25 protein-coding genes are annotated in these 24,222 nt (G+C 65.6%); 15 read left to right on the top strand and 10 right to left on the bottom strand.

Features of this window, described 5'->3' with window-relative positions:
- Positions 1-63: 63 nt before the first annotated feature.
- Both IEX25_RS07165 and IEX25_RS07160 read left to right on the top strand, forming a co-directional pair.
- Positions 64-645: a transglycosylase SLT domain-containing protein gene (locus IEX25_RS07165; RefSeq protein ID WP_103171949.1), complete on the top strand. Its 582-nt coding sequence runs from the start codon at positions 64-66 to the stop codon at positions 643-645.
- A 56-nt stretch (positions 646-701) separates the two neighbouring features.
- A complete protein-coding gene (locus IEX25_RS07160) occupies positions 702-1,112 on the top strand; it encodes a PaaI family thioesterase (protein ID WP_103171950.1) in 411 nt (136 codons plus the stop codon).
- 6 nt (positions 1,113-1,118) lie between these two features.
- On the opposite strand, the gene IEX25_RS07155 is transcribed toward IEX25_RS07160, so the two are convergent.
- From IEX25_RS07155 to IEX25_RS07130, 6 genes are all read right to left on the bottom strand, one after another.
- The gene (locus tag IEX25_RS07155; protein WP_188714617.1) at positions 1,119-1,337 is read right to left on the bottom strand and encodes a hypothetical protein; all 219 of its coding nucleotides are present in this window, start codon (positions 1,335-1,337) and stop codon (positions 1,119-1,121) included.
- Between the two features lie 84 nt (positions 1,338-1,421).
- Positions 1,422-2,630, bottom strand: a complete 1,209-nt coding sequence (locus tag IEX25_RS07150; RefSeq protein WP_188714616.1) for a BaiN/RdsA family NAD(P)/FAD-dependent oxidoreductase — start codon at positions 2,628-2,630, stop codon at positions 1,422-1,424.
- Positions 2,627-3,652: a DNA polymerase III subunit delta gene (gene holA / locus IEX25_RS07145; RefSeq protein WP_188714615.1), complete on the bottom strand. Its 1,026-nt coding sequence runs from the start codon at positions 3,650-3,652 to the stop codon at positions 2,627-2,629. The genes IEX25_RS07150 and holA overlap by 4 nt, the downstream gene beginning before the upstream one ends.
- A 7-nt stretch (positions 3,653-3,659) precedes the next feature.
- Positions 3,660-4,151 carry an LPS assembly lipoprotein LptE gene (gene lptE / locus IEX25_RS07140; protein ID WP_188714614.1) on the bottom strand — a complete coding sequence of 164 codons (492 nt, stop codon included), beginning with the start codon at positions 4,149-4,151 and terminating at the stop codon, positions 3,660-3,662.
- The gene (gene leuS, locus IEX25_RS07135; protein ID WP_188714613.1) at positions 4,138-6,675 is read right to left on the bottom strand and encodes a leucine--tRNA ligase; all 2,538 of its coding nucleotides are present in this window, start codon (positions 6,673-6,675) and stop codon (positions 4,138-4,140) included. The genes lptE and leuS overlap by 14 nt, the downstream gene beginning before the upstream one ends.
- Positions 6,676-6,755: 80 nt before the next feature.
- Complete coding sequence (locus IEX25_RS07130; RefSeq protein WP_188714612.1) at positions 6,756-7,229, bottom strand: DUF3576 domain-containing protein; 474 nt, start codon at positions 7,227-7,229, stop codon at positions 6,756-6,758.
- A gap of 255 nt (positions 7,230-7,484) precedes the next feature.
- On the opposite strand from IEX25_RS07130, the gene IEX25_RS07125 reads away from it, so the two are divergent.
- The 7 genes from IEX25_RS07125 to hspQ all read left to right on the top strand — a co-directional run bounded on the left by IEX25_RS07125 (position 7,485) and on the right by hspQ (position 13,871).
- A complete protein-coding gene (locus tag IEX25_RS07125; RefSeq protein WP_188714611.1) occupies positions 7,485-8,507 on the top strand; it encodes a porin in 1,023 nt (340 codons plus the stop codon).
- A 69-nt stretch (positions 8,508-8,576) separates the two neighbouring features.
- A complete protein-coding gene (locus IEX25_RS07120; RefSeq protein WP_188714610.1) occupies positions 8,577-9,230 on the top strand; it encodes a YggS family pyridoxal phosphate-dependent enzyme in 654 nt (217 codons plus the stop codon).
- 87 nt (positions 9,231-9,317) lie between these two features.
- Positions 9,318-10,466 (top strand): phosphoserine transaminase, encoded by a 1,149-nt coding sequence (locus IEX25_RS07115; protein WP_188714609.1) that lies wholly within the window; start codon positions 9,318-9,320, stop codon positions 10,464-10,466.
- 108 nt (positions 10,467-10,574) lie between these two features.
- The gene (gene serA / locus IEX25_RS07110) at positions 10,575-12,164 is read left to right on the top strand and encodes a phosphoglycerate dehydrogenase (RefSeq protein WP_188714608.1); all 1,590 of its coding nucleotides are present in this window, start codon (positions 10,575-10,577) and stop codon (positions 12,162-12,164) included.
- A gap of 57 nt (positions 12,165-12,221) precedes the next feature.
- Positions 12,222-12,959, top strand: coding sequence for a metallophosphoesterase (locus IEX25_RS07105; RefSeq protein WP_188714607.1), 738 nt, complete (start codon positions 12,222-12,224; stop codon positions 12,957-12,959).
- Complete coding sequence (locus IEX25_RS07100; protein WP_188714606.1) at positions 12,950-13,414, top strand: CreA family protein; 465 nt, start codon at positions 12,950-12,952, stop codon at positions 13,412-13,414. Before IEX25_RS07105 ends, IEX25_RS07100 begins: the two co-directional genes overlap by 10 nt.
- 124 nt (positions 13,415-13,538) lie before the next feature.
- Complete coding sequence (gene hspQ / locus IEX25_RS07095; protein WP_103171962.1) at positions 13,539-13,871, top strand: heat shock protein HspQ; 333 nt, start codon at positions 13,539-13,541, stop codon at positions 13,869-13,871.
- Here the strand turns inward: hspQ and IEX25_RS07090 are convergent.
- Together IEX25_RS07090 and IEX25_RS07085 are read right to left on the bottom strand one after the other, a co-directional pair.
- Positions 13,868-14,353, bottom strand: coding sequence for an ATP-binding protein (locus IEX25_RS07090; protein WP_188714605.1), 486 nt, complete (start codon positions 14,351-14,353; stop codon positions 13,868-13,870). The genes hspQ and IEX25_RS07090 overlap by 4 nt on opposite strands.
- 7 nt (positions 14,354-14,360) lie before the next feature.
- A complete protein-coding gene (locus IEX25_RS07085; RefSeq protein WP_188714604.1) occupies positions 14,361-14,687 on the bottom strand; it encodes an STAS domain-containing protein in 327 nt (108 codons plus the stop codon).
- Between the two features lie 274 nt (positions 14,688-14,961).
- Between IEX25_RS07085 and IEX25_RS07080 the strand changes: the two genes are divergently transcribed.
- The 5 genes from IEX25_RS07080 (at position 14,962) to IEX25_RS07060 (ending at position 21,418) form a co-directional block, all read left to right on the top strand.
- Positions 14,962-16,371: a circularly permuted type 2 ATP-grasp protein gene (locus tag IEX25_RS07080; RefSeq protein WP_188714603.1), complete on the top strand. Its 1,410-nt coding sequence runs from the start codon at positions 14,962-14,964 to the stop codon at positions 16,369-16,371.
- A 13-nt stretch (positions 16,372-16,384) separates the two neighbouring features.
- Positions 16,385-17,341: an alpha-E domain-containing protein gene (locus IEX25_RS07075; RefSeq protein WP_188714602.1), complete on the top strand. Its 957-nt coding sequence runs from the start codon at positions 16,385-16,387 to the stop codon at positions 17,339-17,341.
- Positions 17,341-18,183, top strand: a complete 843-nt coding sequence (locus tag IEX25_RS07070) for a transglutaminase family protein (RefSeq protein WP_188714601.1) — start codon at positions 17,341-17,343, stop codon at positions 18,181-18,183. The genes IEX25_RS07075 and IEX25_RS07070 overlap by 1 nt, the downstream gene beginning before the upstream one ends.
- Positions 18,184-18,317: 134 nt before the next feature.
- Positions 18,318-19,043, top strand: coding sequence for an Ntn hydrolase family protein (locus IEX25_RS07065; protein WP_103171968.1), 726 nt, complete (start codon positions 18,318-18,320; stop codon positions 19,041-19,043).
- A 95-nt stretch (positions 19,044-19,138) separates the two neighbouring features.
- Positions 19,139-21,418 (top strand): NADP-dependent malic enzyme, encoded by a 2,280-nt coding sequence (locus IEX25_RS07060; RefSeq protein ID WP_188714600.1) that lies wholly within the window; start codon positions 19,139-19,141, stop codon positions 21,416-21,418.
- Between the two features lie 6 nt (positions 21,419-21,424).
- Here IEX25_RS07060 and IEX25_RS07055 read toward each other — a convergent pair whose 3' ends face one another.
- Together IEX25_RS07055 and trhO are read right to left on the bottom strand one after the other, a co-directional pair.
- Positions 21,425-22,573 (bottom strand): calcium-binding protein, encoded by a 1,149-nt coding sequence (locus IEX25_RS07055; RefSeq protein ID WP_188714599.1) that lies wholly within the window; start codon positions 22,571-22,573, stop codon positions 21,425-21,427.
- Between the two features lie 42 nt (positions 22,574-22,615).
- On the bottom strand, positions 22,616-23,527 hold the full coding sequence (trhO, locus tag IEX25_RS07050) for an oxygen-dependent tRNA uridine(34) hydroxylase TrhO (protein WP_188714598.1): 912 nt from the start codon (positions 23,525-23,527) through the stop codon (positions 22,616-22,618).
- A 97-nt stretch (positions 23,528-23,624) separates the two neighbouring features.
- Here trhO and pncA point away from each other — a divergent pair, with 97 nt between their 5' ends.
- On the top strand, positions 23,625-24,221 hold the full coding sequence (gene pncA / locus IEX25_RS07045; RefSeq protein ID WP_103171972.1) for a bifunctional nicotinamidase/pyrazinamidase: 597 nt from the start codon (positions 23,625-23,627) through the stop codon (positions 24,219-24,221).
- Position 24,222: the final 1 nt, after the last annotated feature.

The raw sequence follows: 24,222 nt of genomic DNA, 5'->3' as shown, positions 1-24,222 counted from the left end.
GCTTTGTGATTTCACCCGGCCGTGATTTTCCGTAAGATCGCCCGAAAACGACAAGAGGGCAGGATGAGCAGGCTTCTGAAACTCGCGATTGTCGGGCTGGTCGCGTCATGCGGCGGCGGCAATTATTCCGCACCCCGGCAACTGGACAACGCCTGCGCCATCGTGGCGGAACGACCGGCCTATTACCGGGCGATGAAGGCGTCGGAGCGCAAGTGGGGCATCCCGATCCATGTGCAGATGGCCGCGATCCACCAGGAATCGAAGTTCATCGGCGATGCGCGCACACCCCATCAATACGCGCTTGGGGTGATCCCCATCGGCCGCCAGTCCAGCGCCTATGGCTATTCCCAGGCGCTCGACGGCACATGGGAGGAATACCAGAAGGAAACCGGCAACCGCCGCGCCAAGCGCGACAACATCCGCCATGCGACGGATTTCATGGGCTGGTACATGCACAATTCCTCGCGCCGCCTGGGCATCTCGAAATGGGACGCGACAGGGCAATACCTGGCCTATCACGAAGGCCGGTCGGGATTCGCGCGGCAATCCTATCTGGGCAAGCCCTGGCTGGTCCGGGTCGCCAACCAGGTCGGCCAGCGGGCGCAGATGTATCGCGCGCAACTGGTGTCCTGCCGCAAGGCATGACGCTTGCCCTTGCCCCCCTGCCTGGTTGATATGGCCGGGCAGCGGAAGGACATCCCATGGACGAACACATCAGGCGCGAGGCTGACGACCAACCCGAATTCGCCATCCATATCGGCGCCCGGCTGGTCAGCGCCACGCCTGAACGGGTCGAATTCGAAATGCCGGTCACCCAGGCCCTGGCCAACCGCAACGGCGTGCTGCATGGCGGCGCCATCATGGGCCTGGCCGACAATGCCGGCGGCACGGGCACCTTCCTGAACCTGCCCCAGGGCAAGACCACCACCACGCTGGAAAGCAAGACCAACTTCCTGCGCCCGATCCGCCTGGGCGACGTGGCCCGCGCGGTCAGCCTGCCCCTGCATATCGGGCGGACGACGCAGATCTGGCAGACCACGATCACCCGTGGCGACGGCAAGGCCGCGGCCATCGTCACGCAGACGCAGGTGGTGATCGACTGGAAGGACTAGGCCCGGTCAGATCCAGGGGGTGTCGCGGAACCCGGGCACCATGGTCCGGTCACGGATCAGGCCCATGCCAGTCAGTTCGGCCTCGGCCCTTGCCCCCAGCGCCTCGATCTGCGCGGATCGCGCCCGCGCTTCAAGGCAGGCGCTCACGCCTTGGCCACCGCGATTGAAGAAGGCGTCGATGCGGTCGCGCGTCTCGGGCGCGAAATGGGTGATCGTATAGGCCATCGGAAACCCTTTCCATGGCAACGCGTGGCTTCCCCCCTCCGCCAGCATGGATCAGGCGCCCTTGGCCATCCAGCGCCCGAGGGGTCAACCTGCCGACATCGCGGCCAGCCGCGCAGCCGCTGCCCGCCCGGCATGCAGCCCGCTGCCCAGACAGGCGGTCAGAAGATAACCGCCGGTCGGCGCCTCCCAATCCAGCATCTCTCCGGCGACGAAAACACCCGGTATCGCTTGCAGTTCCTGCGCCCCAGTCAGCGAATCCCAGGTCACCCCCCCGGCCGAGGAGATCGCCGTCGCGATCCCCATCGGTCCCTGGTGGCGCAGGGGCAGCGCCTTCGCCAATGCTGCCCAGCCTGCTGCATCCATGGGCAGCGGCCTGCCCCATTCCAGCAGCAAGGCCACCTTGACCGGATCGTCCAGCACGCGGCGCAGCCAATTGCCAAGCGACAGCTTGCCCTTGGGCCTTGCGAATCGTCCCGCCAGGGCACTGCGATCCAGATCCGGCGCCAGATCGACATGGCCTGCCGCGCCGTCCCGCAGCGGGGCCGAGATCTCGTAAACCCCGCCGCCCTCGATCCCGTGGCGGCCGATGATCCATTCGCCCCGGCTGGTCAGATCCCCCGCCCGCAACGCGGTGCCCTTGACCGCCGCGCCGAAATGCCGGGACATCTGCGTCGACCAAGCCACGCGAAACCCCATATTCGCAGGCCGGAACGGCGCGACGCCGACGCCCGCGCCTTCAAGCCACGGAACCCAGGCCGCATCCGATCCCAGGCGCGGCCAGCTTGCCCCGCCAAGCGCAAGAACCGTGACGCCTGGCCGGATCTCGCGCGGTCCTTCGGGGGTCTCGAACCGGAACCTCTCGCCGGTCCACCGCCAGCGGGTCCGCAACTCGACCCCGCCCGCGCGCAACCGCGCCAGCCAGGCTCGCAGCAGCGGAGAGGCCTTCATGCCCACCGGAAACACCCTCCCTGTGGATCCCGTGAACAACTTGATCCCCAAGCCCCGCGCCCAGGCCATGACCTCGGCAGGACCAAAGGCCGCTTCTCTGTTGCCCAAATACCCCGGGGTCCGGGGCAGCGCCCCGGTCCCAAGGCTGAACCTTTGCGCAAAGGCCTCGAACGGCTCGTCCTTGGTCAGGTTCAACCCCGACTTGCCCGCCATCAGGAACTTGCGCGCAGGCGTGGGCATCGCCTCGGCCACCACGACCCTGCGCCCCGGCGCCATCAGCGCCTCGGCCGCCATCAGCCCGGCCGGGCCTGCGCCGATGACCAAGGCCTCGACGGCCTCGCTCACCGCCGTCCCCGCGTCATCGCCAGGCGGATCAGCGCGCGTTCGACCAGCGCCATCTGCGGCGCGCGGGTAGAACTGCGCAGGTTCAGGTCGCAATCCAGCAGCGCGCGGACGGCTTCCTCCAGCGGGCCCATGCCCCAGGCCTGCGCCTGCCGCGCCATGCGGTCGCGCCGGGGACCGAAGACCGGGGGGCGCATCCGCGACAGGGCCACGCCCGGCCCGGCGGGATCGGCGGCAGCCAGGTGGAGGGCGCGGAAATGGCGCAGCGCGGCAATGCACAGCGTGACAGGGCTGACCCCCTGCCCTTCGATCCGGCGCATCATGGCGCCGAATTCGGCTTCGCGGCGTTCGGCGACGATGTGGATCAACTCGTCCAGGTCGGCCTCGATCGTGGCAGGGGCCATCAGCGCGATCTCGTCGCCGGTCAGGGGCGTGTCGTCGCCGTGCTTGTAAAGGCCGATCTTCTCGATCGTCTGGCGCAGGTCGCCCGGATCCAGGGCGCGGGCCAGGACCATCATCTCGCGCATCGCGGGCGGCGGGACTTGGCGCAGCCCGGCCTCGGCCAGCCAGCGCGCAACCTCGTCCTCGCCCGGCGGGTCATCATAGATGGGCGCGGTCACGGCGCTCGGATGCGGCTCGAACAGCTTGCGCAGCGCGGATGCCTTGCCCAGCGCGCCCGCCGTCACCACCATCGCCGCATCGCCTGGCCGCCATTCGGCCAGCGCGGCACGGATGGCATCGGCCGCCGTGTCGGGCGCATCCTCGACCAGCACGACCCGCTGGCCGGGAAAGAAGCCGACCTCCTTGACCGCGTCCAGCAGTTGCGCGGGATCCTTGCGCAGCCCTGCGCCCGACAGGCGGGTCAGGCGCATCTCCTCGTCGGCCTTTTCGCCCACCAGGGCCTTCACGGCCTCGGCCCGCTTCATCGCCACGCGCATGGCATCCTGCCCATAGATCAGCAGCGCCGGGCGCGAGGGATCGGGCCGCGCCAGATAGCGCGCGATTTCCGCGCCCTTGAGAATCATGGCAGGATCATCCGGGCAGTTGGCTTGACGCCGCCAGCAGCCGGGTGACGACCTGATCGGCCAGCATCTCGGCCAGACGGGTCCGGGCATCGCCCTCGGCGGCCAGCGTGGCGATGGTGGTGCCCGTGGTCGAATAGGAGGTGAAGTTGCTGACCCGCCCCTGCGCCAGCACCCGGCCCGCCCGGTCGGTCAGCACGAAATCGGCGGTGCCGTTCAGGGAATAGCGGTTCGTGACCTCGTCCGTGGTGATCGCCTGGGGGACGACGCCCACATTGATGCGATAGTCCAGATCGTAATCCGTCCCCTCGCCGCCCAGGCGTTCGCCAAGCCGGCGGTTGAAGGCGAAATCCTGATAGGTCCGGGGATCGCGCGGGCGGACCTTGCCGAACAGCCGCCGGCCCGCGCCGTTCGGGCCATAGACCGGCGTCAGCCCGCAAGCCCCCAGCGCCAGCAGCCCCAGAAGGGACGCCCGGCGGGAAAGGGGGTCAGGCGACCACATTGACGATCCGCCCCGGCACGACGATCAGCTTCCGGGGGGCTGCGCCTTCCAGGAAACGCTGCACGGTCTCGTCCGCCAGCACCAGGGCCTCGATCTGGTCCTTGGGCGTGTCCTTGGCCACGCTGATCTCAGCCCGGCGCTTGCCGTTGATCTGGATGGGCAGGGTGACGGTGTCATCCTCCAGCATGGCCGGATCTGCCTTGGGCCAGGGCGCATCGACCAGAAGGCCCTGCCCGCCCGCCATGGACCAGACATCCTCGGCCAGGTGCGGCACCATCGGCCCCATCAGCTGCGCCATGATCCGCAGCACCGCCCTGCGCGCTTCGCCCCCGGCCTTCGACTTGCCCACGGCATTCGCCAGTTCATAGATCTTGGCGACCGCCTTGTTGAAGGCGAAACCCTCGATGGCCTTGGTGACATCATTGATCGCGCGATGCGCCGCGCGGGTCAGGTCGGGATCGTCTGCGTCCGCGCCCGCTTCCTCGGCCAGGCGCCAGACGCGGGCCAGGAACTTGTTCGCGGCCTCGGCCCCGGCCGAGGTCCATTCCACGTCGCGTTCGGGCGGGCTGTCGGACAGCATGAACCAGCGCGCGGTATCGGCGCCGAAGGACTGCACAATATTGACCGGATCGACGACGTTCTTCTTGGACTTCGACATCTTGGCCGAGGGGATGACCTCGACCTCGGTGCCGTCGGCCAACCTGCCGTCGGTCACGTCCTCGGGCAGGTGATAGACCGGGCGGCCCCGGTCGTCGGTGGTCTTGTAGATCTCGTGCGTCACCATACCCTGCGTGAACAGCGCGTCGAAGGGTTCCTTGGCGCTTTCCGGCAGGTGCCCCGTCTTGACCATCGCGCGGGCGAAGAAGCGCGAATAAAGCAGGTGCAGGATCGCGTGCTCGATCCCGCCGATATACTGGTCCACATTCATCCAGTAATCGGCGTCGGCCCGGTCGGTGGGCGTCGGCGCATGGGGGCTGGTGAAGCGCGCGTAATACCAGGACGAATCGACGAATGTGTCCATCGTGTCCGTCTCGCGCCGCGCCGCGCCGCCGCATTGGGGGCAGGTCGCCTGCCGCCAGGTCGGGTGGCGGTCCAGCGGGTTGCCCGGCACGTCGAAGGTCACGTCCTGGGGCAGCAGGACAGGCAGGTTTTCCTTGGCCTCGGGGACGGTGCCGCAGGTGTCGCAATGCAGGACCGGGATCGGGCAGCCCCAATAGCGCTGGCGCGAGATGCCCCAGTCGCGCAGGCGGAACTTGGTCACGCCCTCGCCATAGCCATTGGCCTCGGCATGGGCGATGGCGGCGTCCACGGCGGCCTCTCCGGTCTGGTCCGCCGCGCCGCTGAAGCCGCGGACATAGGTGACGGTCTCGGATTTCAGCGGCACATAGGGCGCCTGGGCGACCATGGCATCGGCCTGTTCCAGCGACATGCCGTGTTCGCCAAAGGTCGCGCGGATCGGCAGCCCGTATTTCGTGGCGAATTCGTGGTCGCGCTCGTCATGGGCCGGGCTGCCGAAGATCGCGCCGGTGCCATAGTCCATCAGCACGAAATTGGCGATCCAGATCGGCAGGTGCCAACCTTCGTCCAGCGGATGCTTCACGGTCAGGCCCGTGTCGAAACCCAGCTTGGGCGCGGTCTCGATGGCTTCCTCGGTCGTGCCGATGCGGCGGCATTCCTCGACAAAGGCGGCGACCCTGGGATCGGCGGCGGCCAGATCCTTGATCAGCGGGTGATCGGGCGACAGCGCCACGAAGCTTGCGCCCATCAGCGTGTCGGGGCGGGTGGTATAGACCTCGATCGCGGCAAATTCCTCGGGGGCATCCACGGTTTCGAACCGGAACTGCAGCCCGCGCGACTTGCCGATCCAGTTCGACTGCATCAGCCGCACCTTCTCGGGCCAGCCGGTCAGCCCGTCCAGCGCCGAAAGCAACTCCTCGGAATAATCCGAGATGCGGAAGAACCATTGTGTCAGCTCGCGCCGTTCGACCGCGGCGCCCGACCGCCAGCCCTTACCGTCGATGACCTGTTCATTGGCAAGCACCGTCATGTCCACCGGGTCCCAGTTCACCTGGGCCGACTTGCGGGTGATGAGGCCCGCAGACAGCATGTCCAGGAACATCGCCTGCTGCTGGTGGACATAGTCGTCGTCGCAGGTCGCGAATTCGCGGGACCAGTCGATGGACAGGCCCAGCGGCTTCAGCTGCTCGCGCATGGTGGCGATATTGGCATAGGTCCAGTCGCGCGGATGGCCGCCCTGTTCCATCGCCGCGTTCTCGGCAGGCATCCCGAAGGCGTCCCAGCCCATCGGATGCAGGACGCTGAACCCCTGCGCACGCTTAAAGCGCGCCACCACGTCGCCCATCGTGTAGTTGCGCACATGGCCCATGTGGATGCGCCCCGATGGATAGGGGAACATTTCCAGCACATAGTATTTTGGCCGCTCGTCGCGGGTCGCGGTGAAGCTGCCGGCGTCGGCCCAGGCCTGCTGCCACCGGGATTCGCTGCTAGAGGGATCATAGGGCATGGTGCGGACCTTTGGCGTCATTCGTCGCCGCCGGGTTTATACGGCGCGACTTGGCGGGTCCAGTGGGCGCTGCCCGGCCCCTACAGCCGCCCGTCCTGGATTCGCAGCTGACGTGCGCGGGTCAGGATCGCGTCTTCTACGGCCCGCACGGTGCCCGGCTCGATTGCCGCGCCGCCGGGGCCTTGCAGCGACAGCTTCAGGCTGCGCGCGTCCAGTGCCGGATCGGCGATCTTGATTGTCGCGCGATAGGACCGCCCGCCGCCCGGCGGCGTGCCATATCCGGTCTGGATCACGCCGGTAAAGGGATCGACCGTCTGCACCGGCAGGAAGTTCAGCACTTCCAAGCTGGCGTTCCACAGGTACTTGTTCACGCCGACGGTGGTGTTCGGGTTCTCGGATCCTTCAAAGACATCCCAGATCGTCGTGCGCCGCACCTCGGGGCGCATGTCGGCGCTCTCTTGCGGTCCGGCATTTGGTCCGCCACCCCCACAGGCAGCTAATCCCCCGCAAAGAACCCCTGCGATCACCAGGCGCGCGGCGTGTGCGGTTTTCATGCGGTCCCTCGTTTTTCGCGTCGGGGCCAGCTTTAGCCCGGATCACCCCCGCCCCACAAGCGCCTTGGGCCGGATCCGGCCCGGGCCGCGTTCAGGGGATCACGTAAAGGTGTGGCCCTTGTGCATCACAGAAAGCGCCGTAGCCAGAGCAGGCGCGCGATTCCGTTGCATCATAGGGAAGGACAGGGGAAACAAGCAGCATACCCAAGGCGGTAATGCCGGTTTGGGCATCAGAGAGACAAGAGGGAACTTGACATGAAAAAGGCTCTTATCGCCTCCACCGCACTGGTCCTGACGGCCGGTGCCGCTGCTGCCGACGTGACCATCTCGGGTTACGGCCGGACCGGCATCCAATACTTTGAAAACACCGACGCGCAAGATGCGGCTGGCTTGAACGAAACGCAGATCATCTCGCGCCTGCGTATGAACCTCGACGCCAGCACCTCTTCCGAACAGGGTGTGGACTTCGGCGCTCGATTCCGGTTGCAGTGGGACCAGAACAGCGCCACTCGTGGCAACCAGGGCGAACTGAACGCCGGCAAGCTGTATGTCACCAGCAGCGGCCTGACCGTCGAGGTTGGCAACGTCGACACCGCTTTCGACTCGGTCAACCTGCTTTACGGTTCGGAACTGGGGTCGTATGACCGTGACCTCGTTCGTCGAGGCGCCTTCTTTGCCTATGACTCTGACCGGCTGGCTGGCCAGTTTGTCCAGGCGGACGTAGATGTGGACGGTGACGGCGACGTTGACGGGGACGACCTTGAAGAGCTGTCGACCTACAACGGCATCGCGGCCACCTACGCGATTGAAGGCCTGAAAGCTCGCGTCTCTTATATTGACCCCGACCAGTCTGGCCTGACTTCTGACGACGAAGAACTCGGTTTCTCGGTCGACTACACCTGGAACGAGCGTCTGGAACTGGCTGCGGCTTACGTCATGGACGGGGGCGCAATCGAAGACAACGACATCTTCTTTATCGGCGCCCGCTATGCCGTCATGGAGAACGCTCGCATCGGCCTGAACTATCTGAATGCTAGCAACGACAGCGCCGCTGACGTTGGTGATACCATCACCCTGTATGGTGACTATACTTTGGCCGATGGGCTGACCAACATCGAAGCCTATGTTGCCAACAACAACGACGACGACAACGAAACCGACAACGCGTTCGGTATTGGCGTCAACTACGACCTGGGCGGTGCCCGTCTGGGTGCCTCGCTGCAGCGCGGCAACGACGAGCGCGTGACCGCCGACATGGGCGTGCGCTTCGACTTCTGATCCCCGGATCAGCAGTCAAACTTGAGAGCGGGCCTTGCGCCCGCTCTTTTCTTTTTGTCTTGTCGCCTCATGGGACTGGATGACATCAAGCGCCGCATCAGCGCGGCAGAAGAAAAGGCAGGGCGCGCACCCGGCAGCGTCACGCTGATCGCGGTCAGCAAGGTGCAGCCGGAAGACCGCGTGACCGCCGTGCTGGACGCAGCGCACCGCGTCTTTGGCGAAAACTACGTGCAGGAAGCGCAGGGCAAATGGCCCGGCTGGCGCAGCCGCTGGCCCGGCGTGGATCTGCACATGATCGGGCCGCTTCAATCTAACAAGGCCCGCGCCGCGGTCGAACTGTTCGACGCCATCCACACGCTGGACCGCATGACCCTGGCCCGCAAGCTGGCCCAGCAGATCGAACAGCAGGGCCGCAGTCCGCAGCTGTTCATCCAGGTCAACACCGGGGACGAGCCGCAGAAGGCAGGCATCCTGGCCGACGAACTGCCGGTCTTCCTGTCATCCTGCCGCGACCTTGGCCTGTCGCCCCAGGGATTGATGTGCATCCCTCCCGAAGATCAGGATCCCCTGCCCCATTTCCGCCTGCTGCGCGACTTAGCCGCCGATCACGGGTTGCCGAACCTGTCTATGGGGATGAGCGCGGATTTCGAAACTGCCATTGCCGAGGGCGCCACCCATGTCCGCGTCGGTTCCGCCATCTTCGGCGCGCGCGACTACGGCTGATTTCGTCTTGCGAGATGCAAGTGTCCCGCGTATATCCGGCGGCGGGACACCCTTCCCCAACGAAGGGCTATTAGCTGGAAGGCTGACATGAAGGATCTGACGATCCCGGCTGCGCGCCCGGTCAATCCGCGCTTCTCCTCTGGCCCCTGCGCCAAGATCCCCCATTACACTCTGGACCTGCTGTCGGACGCCCCGCTGGGCCGCTCGCATCGTGCCGCCATCGGCAAGGCGAAGCTGGCGGAAGCCATTGACCTCACGCGCGAGGTCCTGGGCGTTCCTGCCGACTACCGCATCGGCATCGTCCCCGGTTCCGACACCGGCGCGGTCGAGATGGCGATGTGGTCCCTGCTGGGTGCCCGCCCGGTCGAGATGCTGGCCTGGGAAAGCTTTGGCGAAGGCTGGGTCACCGATGCCGTGAAGCAGCTGAAGCTGGACGCGACCGTCCGCAAGGCCGAATACGGCAGGATCGTGGATTTCGCGCAGGTCGATTTCGACAAGGATGTCGTCTTCACCTGGAACGGCACCACCAGCGGCGTGCGCGTCCCGAATGGCAACGCGATCCCGGCCGGTCGCGCGGGCCTGACCATCTGCGACGCGACCAGCGCCGCCTTTGCGATGGACCTGCCTTGGGACAAGCTGGATGTGGTGACCTTCAGCTGGCAGAAGGTGCTGGGCGGCGAGGGCGCGCATGGGATGCTGATCCTGTCGCCGCGCGCGGTCGAACGGCTTGAGAGCTACACCCCCGGCTGGCCCCTACCCAAGATCTTCCGTCTGACCAAGGGCGGCAAGCTGATCGAGGGCATCTTCAAGGGCGAGACGATCAACACCCCCTCGATGCTGGCGGTCGAGGATTATCTGGTCGCGCTGAAATGGGCGCGGTCGCTGGGCGGCGTGAAGGCGCTGATCGCGCGGGCCGATGCCAATGCCAAGGCCGTGCGGGACTTCATCGCCGACAAGGACTGGATTGCCGACCTGGCCGAGGATCCGGCCACGGCATCGAACACCAGTGTCTGCCTGCGCTTCACCGATCCGGCCATCAAGGACGGTGCGGCCTTTGCCAAGGCCGTTGCCAAGCGGCTGGAGAAAGAGGGCGTGGCCCTGGATGCCGGCGCCTATCGCGATGCCCCGGCGGGTCTGCGGATCTGGTGCGGATCGACTGTCGAGACCAGCGATGTCGCGGCGCTGATGCCCTGGATCGAATGGGCCTATCGCGCCGAACTGGCCGCGCAGGCGTAAGAGAAGCCAGGGGACTTTGCGTCCCCCGGACCCCCTGCAGGATATTTCCACACAGAAGATGAACAGCGCCCTGGGGTGAAGGGTGCCGCATGAGAAGGATGAACTGACATGCCGAAGGTTCTCGTGTCCGACAAGCTGTCGGAAACCGCCGTCCAGATCTTCCGCGACCGCGGGGTTGAGGTCGATTACTTGCCCGATCTGGGCAAGGACAAGGACAAGCTGGCCGCCGTGATCGGGCAATATGACGGCCTGGCGATCCGGTCCGCGACCAAGGTCACCGAAAAGCTGCTGCAGAATGCCGCCAACCTCAAGGTGATCGGCCGGGCCGGGATCGGGGTGGACAACGTGGACATTCCGGCCGCGTCGAAAAAGGGCGTGATCGTGATGAACACGCCCTTCGGCAACAGCGTGACCACCGCCGAACATGCCATCGCCATGATGTTCGCCGTGGCGCGCCAGCTGCCCGAGGCCAGTGCATCCACCCATGCTGGGAAGTGGGAAAAGAACCGCTTCATGGGGGTCGAACTGTTCAACAAGACCCTGGGCGTGATCGGCGCGGGCAATATCGGGTCGATCGTGATCGACCGCGCCCTGGGGCTGCACATGAAGGTGCTGGCCTATGATCCCTTCCTGTCGCCCGAGCGTGCCAAGGAGATCGGCGTCACCAAGGTGGAACTGGACGAGCTGCTGGGCCGCGCGGATTTCATCACCTTCCACGTGCCCCTGACCGAGAAGACGAAGAACATCCTGTCGCGCGAGGCCATCGCCAAGCTGAAACCGGGCGTGCGCATCATCAACTGCGCCCGCGGTGGGCTGGTCGATGAGGAAGCCTTGGCCGAGGCGCTGAAGGAAGGCCGCGTCGCGGGCGCCGCCTTTGACGTCTTCGCGGTCGAACCCGCCACCGAAAGCCCACTGTTCAACCTGCCCAACGTGGTCGTCACCCCGCATCTGGGCGCATCGACCACCGAGGCGCAGGAGAACGTGGCCCTGCAGGTGGCCGAGCAGATGTCGGATTACCTGCTGACGGGCGCGGTGCAGAACGCGCTGAACATGCCTTCGGTCACGGCCGAGGAGGCTGCGGTCATGGGGCCGTGGATCAAGCTGGCCGGCCATCTGGGCGCCTTCGTGGGCCAGATGACGGACGAGCCGATCAAGGCGATCAACGTGCTGTATGACGGCGTTGCCGCGACCATGAACCTGAACGCGTTGAACGCGGCGGTGATCGCGGGCGTGATGAAGGCCACCAACCCGGACGTGAACATGGTGTCCGCCCCGGTGATGGCCAAGGAACGCGGCGTGCAGGTGGCCACCACCACCCAGGACAAGGCCGGCGTCTTCGAGGGCTATATCAAGCTGACCGTTGTCACCGACACGCGCGAACGGTCCATCGCAGGCACCGTCTTCAGCGACGGCAAGCCGCGCTTCATCCAGATCCGCGGCATCAACATCGATGCCGAGGTCGGGCAGCACATGCTCTACACCCGCAACAAGGACGTGCCCGGCGTGATCGGGGCGCTTGGCATGACGCTGGGCGATCTGGGCGTGAACATCGCGAACTTCACCCTAGGCCGGTCGGCACAGGGGAACGACGCCATCGCGATCCTGTACCTGGACGAGCCGATCAGCGACGAGGCCTTGGCCACGCTGCAGAAGACCGGCAAGTTCCTGCAGGCCCGCCGCCTGCAGTTCGAGGTTTGACGATCCCGCCGCGTCCCCTTACGCAGGGGGCGCGGCTTTTCATGCAGCGGGGCGGTGATGCGGCTTTACGTCATTGGCGATGTCCATGGGCATCTGGACAAGCTGAAGGCCGCGCATGACCGCGTCTTTCGCGATGGTGGCCGGGATGCGGTCATCGCCCATGTGGGCGACCTGATCGACCGGGGACCGGATTCGCGCGGTGTCGTCGAATACCTGATGACCGGCCAGGCCCAGGGGCGGCCCTGGACGGTGACGCGGGGCAATCACGACCGCTTTCTGCCGCAATATGTGATGCAGCCCGACTGGGTCGATCCGGGCCTCAGTTCCAGGCTGCACTGGACATTGCATACCGCATTGGGTGCGCCCGAGACGCTGCGGTCCTATGGCGTCGATCCCACCCTGGCCCCGGATCGGATGCTGGCCGAGGCCAAGCGCGCGGTGCCGGGCGCCCATGTGGCCTATTTGGCATCGCTGCCGCTGTATTTCCTGCATCCGCTGGCCCTGGTCGTTCATGCGGGCGTCCGGCCGGGCGTCGATCTGCAAGACCAGGCCGAGGAGGATCTGGTCTGGATCCGGCAGGATTTCCTGAACAGCCCCCTGGATCACGGTCCGCTGGTCGTCCATGGCCATACCGCGATCCAGACTGCCACCCATTACGGCAACCGCCTGAATGTCGATGGCGGTGCGGCCTATGGGCGCCCCCTTTGCGCGGTCGTGATCGAACGGAATAGCGTGCATCTGCTGACCGACGACGGCCGCCTGCCCCTGGAACCGGAGAACCTGCCATGCGGCTGACCACCCTTGCCCTGCTGATGCTGCCCACCCTGGCCGGGGCCGAGGAGATCGCCCAGGTCGGTGTCGATTGGATCGGCAACGACATCGTCATCGAGGCGGTCGCCGATCCGGTCGTGGGCGGCGTCACCTGCCACCTGGCCTATTTCGAGCGCTCCGTTCTGGACCGTCTCAGCCAGGGCAACTGGTTCGAGGATCCCTCGAACAGCGCCATCCAATGCGCGATGACCGGCCCGGTCGATGTCGGCACGCTGCGGCCCGGCCGCCCCGAGGACGTGTTCAGCGAGGGCCGGTCGCTGCTGTTCAAGTCCTTGCGCGTCAAGCGGATCTATGACGACAAGAACCGGGTGCTGATCTATCTGGCCCATGCCAGCGAGTTGAGCGAGGGGTCCGCCAAGATGTCGATGTCCACGGTGGCCCTGCCGCCCGACGCCCTCGGCGGGCCAGGGGCGAATTAGGATCCGCTTCCAGTCGCCGCCGAAGCGCGGCAGCCGCGGAAATCGTGCAAATGCTGGTGATCTGGTGGACAGAATCGCGCTGCGGGATTAAAACAGCCGGCAGGCCCGAAGCAATGGAACATTCATGCAGCTGAACAATCGAATTGCCAAATTCAGCCTGGGTCAGGTCGTCCGCCATCGGAACCGTCCGTTTCGCGGCGTGATCTTCGATGTGGATCCCGAATTCGCCAACACCCAGGAATGGTACGACTCCATTCCTGAAGACGCGCGCCCTGCCAAGAATCAGCCCTTCTATCATCTGTATGCCGAAACAGAGGCAACCTATTACGTCGCCTATGTCTCGGAACAGAACCTGGTGCCGGACCAGTCCGGCGAACCCCTGGACCACCCCGACATGTTCGAGATGTTCGGCGACTTCGAAGACGGGCGCTATCCCCTGATGGGTCCGCTGAACTAGGCGTGATAGGGCACCGTGAATGCCAGGCAGTTGCGCTGGCCTTCGCGGTAATAGCACAGCGATTGCGTCAGCCCCTGGATCAGGCACCAGCCAAACCCCCCTTCCGGCAAGTCGAGCGGATCAAGCGCCGGCAGGGTGCGCGGCAGCAGGCAGTCGGCGGGCAGCTTGCCGCCATCGTCGGTGATGGCGCAGGACAACCCGTTGTCGTGCATGACCACGCACAGATGCATCGACCGGGCGTCCGCCGCGGGCATTGCCGTAGCGCTTGCATGTTCGGCCACGTTGTTCATCACCTCGGCCAGAACCAGTTCCAGCCGCCCCATCGCATCGGCGCTCACCTCCTTGGCGAAGCGGATGCGCAAATCCTCCAACGTCTGCCGCACGTCCTGGGGTTCGGCCTGCAGCACGCGGTGAAACATCGGCTGCGTCCGGATCGCTGGACGGGGCTTGGGTCCGGCATTCTGCCGTTCGCTGGAACTCATGAAACAACTACTCCTGTAAGGTGGTGGCCGGTCGTATGTCGAAGACGCTGTCCATCCGCGTCAGCCTGAAGACGCGTTCCACGTTGGGGGTCAGCCCTTCCAGGACCAGCGGAAGGGCTTCGGGCAGGGCCTTTCGCACCGCGATCATCGCGCCAAGGCCCGAACTGTCCATGAAATCGACACGCCGCATGTCCAGGCGGACAGGCTTGCGACCGCGCAGCACGATTTCCCGCAACCGGTCCTTGAACCGCGTGGCGATGGCGGCATCGATGCGCGCTTCCTCCACGACCACGATCAACTGGGTTTCGGTTTCGTTGACGATCAATGTCGGCATGTCGTTCCCCTGCGCTTCCTGAAACCAGCCTTAAGGGCAAAAGGTTACGATCCGGTAAGCGCCACGACATATCCCGAAGGACGGGGCCGGCGCCTTCACATTGCCCGAAATCACGGCAGCGGCCGCGTGGCGGATGCCCTGTTGCCCAAAACACGGCCCTCGCCTGCGGAACTTTCGCGCAACGACCGCTATTCCTCTGTGGACTTGGAAAAAACCGTCTCCGATCATCAGCGGAAGAAGGCCTGCGAAGGGTCCGGGGTCAGCGGGTGGACGAATGAGCTATTACAACGAGATGTACGAAGGATCGCGGGTCCGCGAACCCTATGCCCGGCTCAGCCAATGGGTCGAGACGATGCCCGCCGATTTCCGGCAGATGAAGCAGGCCGAGGCCGAGGCCCTGTTCCGGCGAATCGGCATCACCTTCGCCGTTTATGGCGAAGGCGGCGACCCCGACCGGCTGATCCCCTTCGACATGATGCCCCGCGTCTTCGAACAATCCGAATGGCGCAAGCTGGAACGCGGCATCAAGCAGCGGGCCCGCGCCCTGAACGCCTTTTTGCGCGACGTCTATGGCCGGGCCGAGATCGTGCGTGCGGGCCGCATTCCCGCCCGGCTGGTGTACCAGAACGACGCCTATGAGAAGGCCGTGGTGGGCGTCGTGCCCCCGCGCGGGGTTTATTCCCATATCATCGGCATCGACCTGGTGCGCACCTCCAAGGACGAGTTCTTCGTGCTGGAGGACAACTGCCGCACCCCGTCAGGCGTCAGCTACATGCTGGAAAACCGCGAGATCATGATGCGGATGTTCCCCGGCCTGTTTCGCGGCAACCGGATCGAGCCGGTGGACCAGTATCCCGACCTTCTGCGCCGCACGCTGGAATCCGTCGCCCCCGCCAAGTGCAACGACCGGCCGACCTGCGTGGTCCTGACGCCGGGCCATTTCAACAGCGCCTATTACGAGCACAGCTTCCTGGCCAACCTGATGGGCGTCGAACTGGTCGAGGGGGCCGATCTGTTCGTGGACGGCGAATTCGTCTTCATGCGCACGACCCAGGGACCGAAGCGCGTCGATGTCATCTATCGCCGGATCGACGACCCGTTCCTGGATCCGCTGTGCTTCCGCCCGGATTCGATGCTGGGCGTGCCGGGGCTAATGGATGTCTATCGGTCGGGGGGCGTGTCGATCTGTTCGGCGCCGGGCGCGGGCGTGGCGGACGACAAGGCGATCTATACCTTCGTGCCGGAAATGGTCCGCTTCTATCTGGGCGAGGAACCGATGTTGCAGAACGTCCAGACCTGGACGCTGTGGAAGGACGACGATTACCGATACGTCATGGAAAACCTGCCGGACCTGGTGGTGAAGGAAGTCCATGGATCGGGCGGCTATGGGATGCTGGTCGGCCCGAAGTCCACGAAAGAGGAGATCGAGATCTTCCGCAAGAAGATCGAGGCCGATCCCGGCAACTATATCGCCCAGCCGACGCTGGCCCTGTCCACCTGCCCCACCTTCGTCGCCGAGGGACTGGCGCCGCGCCATGTGGACCTGCGCCCCTATTGCCTGTGCGGCGACCGGATCGAACTGGTGCCGGGCGGGCTGACCCGCGTGGCGCTGCGCGAGGGCAGCCTTGTCGTGAACTCGTCGCAGGGCGGGGGCGTCAAGGACACCTGGGTCCTGTCGGAATAGGGAAGGGACGCATATGCTCAGCCGCACCGCCGCGAACCTGTTCTGGATGGGCCGCCACCTGGAACGCGCCGACACCGCCGCGCGCCTGCTGGACGTGGGCCAGCGGATCACGCTCTTGCCCAATACCGCCTCGGGCTATCAGAACGAATGGAATTCCCTGCTGCAGGCCTCGGGCACGGCCAGCCTGTTCGCCGACAAATACGGCGAGATCAGCCAGGAGAACATCGAGGAATTCATCTTCTTCGACCGGGACAACCCGTCATCCGTCATGTCCTGCATCGAACGCGCACGAGAGTCGGGCCGGATCGTGCGCACCGCGTTGACCAGCCAGGTCTGGGACGCGCTGAACATGGCCTATCAGGATCTGCGCCGGATCCAGAAGATGCCGCGCGACAAGATCGACACCGCGGCGCTGACCGATGTGACGACCAGCCACACCTCGACCGTCAGGGGCGCGATCAATGCGACCCAGCTTCGCAACGACGGCTGGCATTTCATGAACCTGGGCTATGGGCTGGAACGGGCGGACGCGACGGCGCGGCTTTTGGACGTGAAATACTATGTCCTGCTGCCCCGGATCGAATTCGTGGGATCGGGCCTGGACACCTATCAATGGCAGGTGATCCTGCGGGCGCTGTCGGCGCACCGGGCCTATCACTGGGCCTATGGGGGCGACATCACGGCGGGACGGGTCGCGGATTTCCTGATCCTGAACGGGGAAAGCCCGCGGTCGCTGATCACCTCGCTTTACGAGGCGGTGTGGAACCTGGAAGGGCTTGCCAAGCGATATGGCGAAACGGTGCCGACCAATGCCCGCGACAAGGCGCGCGAGGTCCTGAGCCGTTTGCAGGCCCATGACATCGACATGGTCTTCGACGAGGGGCTGCACGAATTCCTGACCTGGTTCATCGGGGAAATCGGCACGATCTCGACCCTGGTCCATGAGGATTACCTGCTGGGGGGATCGTGATGAAGCTGCGGATATTTCATCAGACCGTCTATCGCTATGACCGGCCGGTCCGAAACCTGGTGCAAAGCCTGCGCCTGACGCCTTCGGTGTTCGAAGGGCAGCGCACGCATGACTGGGCGATCACCGTGTCGGGGGGCACCCGCGGCCCCGGTTTCCGCGACGGGGCGGGCGACTGGATCGAAGGCTGGACCGTGCGCGGCCCGACCGAGGAGGTGACCGTCACCGTCACCGGCCGGATCGAGACGCGCGACACGGCGGGCGTCCTGCGCGGACATCGCGAACTGATCCATCCGCTTGCCTATCTGCGCGACACCGTGGCGACGGAACCGGAGGAAGGGCTGCGCGATCTGGCGGGTTCGGTGACGGACGCGGCCGATCCCCTGGCCTTGGCGCATCGGCTGTCGGCCAGCGTGTCGGACGCGATCGCCTATGCCCCAGGCCAGACGGAATTCCATACCACCGCCGCCGAGGCGCTGGCGCAGGGGCAAGGCGTCTGCCAGGACCATGCCCATGCGCTGATCGCCGCGGCACGGTTGCGCGACCTGCCCGCCCGCTATGTCTCGGGCTATCTGCGCAGCACCACGGAGGGAGAGCCGCACGAGGCAGCCCATGCCTGGGCCGAGATTCACGTGCAGGGCCTGGGCTGGGTCGGCTTCGACCCCGCCAACCGCTGCTGCCCGGACGAACGCTATGTCCGGCTGGGATCGGGACTGGACGCGTCGGACGCGGCCCCGATCCGGGGGATCGCGGCGGGCCAGGGGATCGAGACCCTGGATGTCGCCGTGAATGTCGAGGAGGTGGAACGCTTCCAGAACCAGAGCCAAAGCCAGACGAAAAGCTAGGGGTCTGCCGACCCCTCTTGGCCTTTGGCCAATTCACCCCGGCGGATATTTGAGCCAAAGTGAATGGAAAGGCCGATTGCGGCCTTACCCCGTCGCCTTTAGATTGCGGCCATCATGACGGGGAAGACGCAGCCATGACCTATTGCGTCGGCTTGAAGCTGAATGCCGGACTTGTGCTGCTGTCGGACACGCGCACCAATGCCGGGCTGGACAACATCGCCTGCTATCGCAAGATGTTCTTCTTCGAGGAACCGGGCGAACGCGCCATCGTGGTGATGACCGCCGGGTCGCTGTCGGTCACGCAGACCACGCTGGCCCGCCTGAACGAGGCCATCCATGACGAAATGGCGGACGAGACGACCTCGATCATGAAGGCCCAGACGATGCTGCAGGTCGCCACGATCATCGGCGACACGCTGTCGCGCACGCGCCGCGAGATCGCCGAACAATGCCGCGACCTGCGCCAGCAGGCATCCGCCAGCATGATCGTCGCGGGCCAGCGGCAGGGCGGCGACATGCGCATGTACCTGATCTATCCCGAAGGCAATTTCATCCAGGCGACCGACGACACCCCTTTCCTGCAGATCGGCGAACACAAATACGGCAAGCCGATCCTGGACCGCGTGGTGACGCCGGACACCAGCCTGGCCGATGCGCAGAAGGCCGTGCTGCTGTCGATGGATTCGACCCTGCGGTCGAACCTGTCGGTCGGCATGCCGCTGGATCTGGCGATCATCGAGGAAGGCGCCTGCGCCGTCACGCATCGCCGCCGGATCGAGGAAGGCGACGCCGATTTCGCCCGGATGAGCGCGGCCTGGTCCGCCGCCCTGCGCGACAGCTTCGTCAGGGTCACGATCTGAATTCCGCACCCTGCCGCAACACAGATTTGTCGCTGATCCATGTTGAGCCGGACGTGACGTAACGTTAAACGGGACCACCACCCCCGGAGGATCCCATGAGCGAAAAGACCAGCACCCGCGCCCGCATCACCCCCGAGGAGGCGCTGGCCTATCACATGGAGCCGCGTCCGGGGAAATTCGATATCGTCGCCTCCACCCCCATGACGACGCAGCGCGACCTGTCGCTGGCCTATTCGCCGGGCGTCGCGGTCCCCGTGCAGGCCATCGCCGACCGCCCGGAAACCGCCTACGACTATACCACCAAGGGCAACATGGTGGCCGTGATCACCAACGGCACGGCCATCCTGGGGATGGGCAACCTGGGCGCCCTGGCATCCAAGCCGGTGATGGAGGGCAAGGCGGTGCTGTTCAAGCGCTTCGCCGACGTGAACGCCATCGACATCGAACTGGATACCGAGGATGCGGACGAATTCATCAATGCCGTCAAGCTGATGGGGCCGACCTTCGGCGGCATCAACCTGGAGGACATCAAGGCGCCCGAATGCTTCATCATCGAGCAGCGCTTGAAGGAAATGATGGACATCCCGGTCTTTCACGACGACCAGCACGGCACGGCGGTGATCTGCGCCGCGGGGCTGCTGAACGCGCTGGAACTGTCGGGCAAGCGCATCGAGGACGTGAAGATCGTCCTGAACGGCGCGGGCGCCGCCGGGATCGCCTGCCTGGAACTGCTGAAGGCCATGGGCGCGCGGCATGAAAACTGCATCATGGCCGACACCAAGGGCGTCATCTACCAGGGCCGGACCGAGGGGATGAACCAGTGGAAATCGGCCCATGCGGTCGCGACCGATGCCCGCACGCTGGAGGAGGCGATGCGCGGCGCCGACGTCTTCCTGGGCGTCAGCGCCAAGGGCGCGGTGACGCAGGCGATGGTCGAAAGCATGGCCGACAACCCGGTCATCTTCGCCATGGCCAACCCCGATCCCGAGATCACCCCCGAGGATGCCCATGCCGTCCGTCCCGACGCCATCGTTGCCACGGGGCGCAGCGACTATCCCAATCAGGTGAACAACGTTCTGGGCTTTCCCTATCTGTTCCGCGGCGCGCTGGACATCCACGCCCGCGCCATCAATGACGAGATGAAGATCGCCTGCGCCGAGGCGCTTGCGAAACTGGCGCGCGAGGATGTCCCGGACGAGGTCGCCGTGGCCTATGGCCGCAAGCTGCAGTTCGGGCGCGACTATATCATCCCCACGCCCTTCGACCCGCGCCTGATCCATGTCGTGCCCCCTGCCGTGGCCCGCGCGGGCATGGACACCGGCGTCGCCCGCCGTCCGATCATCGACATGGAGGGTTACGTCCAGTCGCTGAAGAACCGCATGGACCCGACCGCCGCGATCCTGCAAGGCATCCATGCCCGCGCCCGCCAGAGCCAGGCCCGCATGATCTTCGCCGAGGGCGACGACCCCCGCGTGCTGCGCGCGGCCGTCGCCTGGCAGCGCGGCGGCATGGGCCAGGCCCTGGTCGTAGGCCGCGAGGCCGATGTGAAGGAAAAGCTGGAAGCCACGGGCCTGGGCGACGCCGTGCGCGAGCTGACGGTCGTCAACGCCGCCAATTCCCGGCATCTGGAAACCTATCACGAGTTTCTCTATGCCCGCCTGCAGCGCCGGGGCGTGGACCGCGAGGACGCGCACAAGCTTGCCAACCGCGACCGCCATGTCTTCGCCGCGCTGATGCTGGCCCATGGTCATGGCGACGGGCTGGTGACGGGTGCGACCCGCAAGAACGCCCCGGTCCTGGCGCAGCTTGGCAAGGTCTTCGACCTGCGCCCGCAGGACGGGGCCGTGGGCATCACCGCCGTGCTGCACAAGGGCCGGATCGTGCTGATCGGCGACACGCTGGTCCATGAATGGCCCGAGGCCGAGGATCTGGCCGACATCGCCACACGCGGCGCGGGCGTGGCGCGCGGCCTGGGGCTTGAACCCCGCGTGGCCTTTCTGTCCTTCTCGAACTTCGGCTATCCGGTCAGCGAACGGGCCGTGAAGATGGCGAAGGCCACCGAGGTCCTGGACCGGCGGGGCGTCGATTTCGAATACGAGGGAGAGATGACCGTGGACGTGGCGCTGAATCCCGAATCGGCCGCCCGCTATCCCTTCAGCCGGCTGACCGGGCCCGCCAACGTCCTGGTCGTGCCTGCGCGGCATTCGGCATCCATCAGCGTCAAGCTGCTGCAGGAAATGGCGGGGGCCACGGTGATCGGCCCGATCCTGACCGGCGTGCCGCAAGCGATCCAGATCTGCTCGACCACCTCGACGGTGAACGACATCCTGAACATGGCGGCGATTTCCGCCGGCGGGCTGGGGAACGCCCGCTGAGGGTCCTTATACGAAGATGAAATCCGCGACCCCCAGAAGGGCGTGATCGACATTGGACAGGATGACAGTCACGTCGCCGAAGGTGATGCGGGCATCCGCACCCAGGTCGGCGATCCTGACCTGGGCAAATGTCTCGGCCCCGCTGTCGATCACGATACGGTCGATGCGATCGGTGAAATCCATGATCCTGTCAGTGCCGCCGCCCTTGGAGAACAGGAACTGATCGGCCCCGTCCCCGCCGGTCAGAACATCGTTCCCTGCCCCGCCTTGCAGGCGGTCGTTGCCCGCCTGCCCTGACAGTCGGTCATTGCCCGCCATTGCGGACAGCACGTCATTGCCCGAACCCGCGACCAGGACGTTGACGAAGGCATTTCCCAGGATGCGGTCGTTCCCCGCGCCCGTGACCACGTTTTCCACATGGCGGATGATGTCTGTGCCCGCACCGGTGTTCTGCGCCAGAACCGTTCCCAGGTTGACGGAAATCGCGGTGTTGGTGGTGAACCTTGCCGTGTCCACCCCCTCGCCCCCGTCCAGGATGTCATTGCCCAACCCGCCGTCCAGCGTGTCCGCGCCCCCGCCGCCTTTCAGGATGTTGTTGCCCCCATTGCCGATGATCGCATTGGACAGCGCGTTCCCGGCGCCGTTGATCGATGCGCTTCCCATCAGGACCAGATGTTCCAGATTCGCGCCCAGGATCCAGTCCACCGTCGTCTTGACCTGATCGACGGGATTGGGATCGTTGTGATAACGGGGCCGATAATGTTCCACGATCACGTCGCGCCGATGATCGACGACATAGATGTCGCCGCCATCGCCGCCGGTCATGCTGTCCGCCCCGGTCCCGCCATCCAGAACCGCGCCGCCCCATCCCGCGGTGATCCTGTCGTTTCCGGCACCGCCGCGCAGGATCGAATGATCCCCCTGCCATGCATTCAGGACGTCGTTTCCGTCCCCGCCGTCCAGCAGGTTGGTGTCCGCGCCGCCATGAAGCGTATCATCCCCCGCCCCGCCGAAAATCCGGTTCGGGTTGAGAAAGCCGCCCGACAGTTCGTCATGCCCCCCATGACCCTGCATCTGGACGACGTCGCGATAGGGAAAGACGCTTTTAGCGGTCAGCCGGTCAGCCGCCGCAGTGCCGTTGTAGATAATCGCCATTGTGGACTCGGATTGACATATCGGTCCCTGGTTACGTCGGGGTCACCCTTCTGACGAGGGTGAATTTCCTTCGAATTTTAGCTCTCCGGCCGCGATCTGCCGCTGGCGTTCGCGGAAGCGGTTGCGGTCGGCCTCGTCATATTCGCCGAGGCAGCGGTGGCAACTGACGCCTTCCTCGTATTCGGGGCGGTCGCGATCCTCGGGCGCCAGGGGGCGGCGGCAGGCGTGGCAAAGGCCGTGGCGGCCGGGCTGCAGGCCATGGGTCAGGCTGACGCGGCCGTCGAAGACGAAGCATTCGCCCTGCCACAGGCTGTCGCTTTCGGGAACATCCTCAAGGTATTTCAGGATGCCGCCCTTCAGGTGGAACACATCGCTGACGCCCTGGGACAGCAGCCAGTTCGTCGATTTCTCGCAGCGGATGCCGCCGGTGCAGAACATCGCCACCCGCTTGCCCGCGAAGCGGTGGGCATTGGCCTGCCACCAGCCGGGGAAATCGCGAAAGCTGCGCGTGCCGGGATCGACCGCGCCGGCAAAGCTGCCGATGGCAACCTCGTAATCGTTGCGGGTGTCGATCACGGCCACGTCGGGGGCGCTGATCAGCGCGTTCCAGTCGCCCGGTTCGACGTAATGGCCGACGGAAGCGGTCGGATCGACATCGGGCTGGCCCATGGTGACGATTTCCCGCTTCAGCCGCACCTTCATCTTGCCGAAGGGCATCGTCTCGGCCGGGCTTTCCTTCCATTCCAGCCCGTCGCACCCCGGCAGGGACCGGATATGGGCCAGCACCGCGTCGATGCCCTGGCGCGTGCCGGCGATGGTGCCGTTGATCCCCTCGGGCGCAAGCAACAGCGTGCCGCGCACGCCATGGGCGCAAGCCAACCTGGCTAGCGGCGCTTTCAGCGCGGCGGGATCGGCAAAGCGGGTAAAGTGATACAGCGCGGCGACGGTCAGCATGGCGGCGGCCTTAGCCACCAATGCCCGGTCTTGCAAGCCATTGACCCGGCGCGCCGCAGTTTCTAGGCATGACTATCCTTGGAGGGGGAGGAAAACGATGCCGCGCGCCCTGATCGTCATCGACATGCAGGCCGATTTCTGTCCCGGCGGCGCCTTGGCCGTGGCGGGGGGCGACGGGATCGTGGGACCGATCAATGCCATGATGCGCGACTTCGACGCGGTGGTGCTGACCCAGGACTGGCATCCCGCCGATCATGCCAGCTTTGCCGCCAACCATCCGGGGGCGGAACCCTTCAGCCTGACCCGGATGCCTTATGGCCCGCAGGTGTTGTGGCCCAGCCATTGCGTCATCGGCACGCCGGGGGCGGATTTCCATCCCGGCCTTGATCTGTCCTGCGCCGACCTGGTGATCCGCAAGGGCTTCCGCCCGCAGATCGACAGCTATTCCGCGTTCTTCGAGAACGACCGTCGGACGCCCACCGGCCTTGCCGGATACCTGCGCGACCGGGGGCTTTCGGACCTGACCTTCGTGGGCCTGGCCCATGACTTCTGCGTCGCCTGGAGCGCGATCGACGCCGCGACCCTGGGCTTCACCGCCACCGTGGTCCAGTCCGCGACCCGCGCCATCGACCTGGACGGCAGTCTGGATCGCGCCCGCGCCGACATGCACGCCGCCGGCGTCAACCAGGAGTAAG

Origin of the sequence: Paracoccus acridae (genome assembly GCF_014642735.1) — a bacterium.
In the GTDB taxonomy this organism is placed as follows: domain Bacteria; phylum Pseudomonadota; class Alphaproteobacteria; order Rhodobacterales; family Rhodobacteraceae; genus Paracoccus; species Paracoccus acridae.
This window is presented reverse-complemented; position numbering and strand designations above follow the sequence as displayed.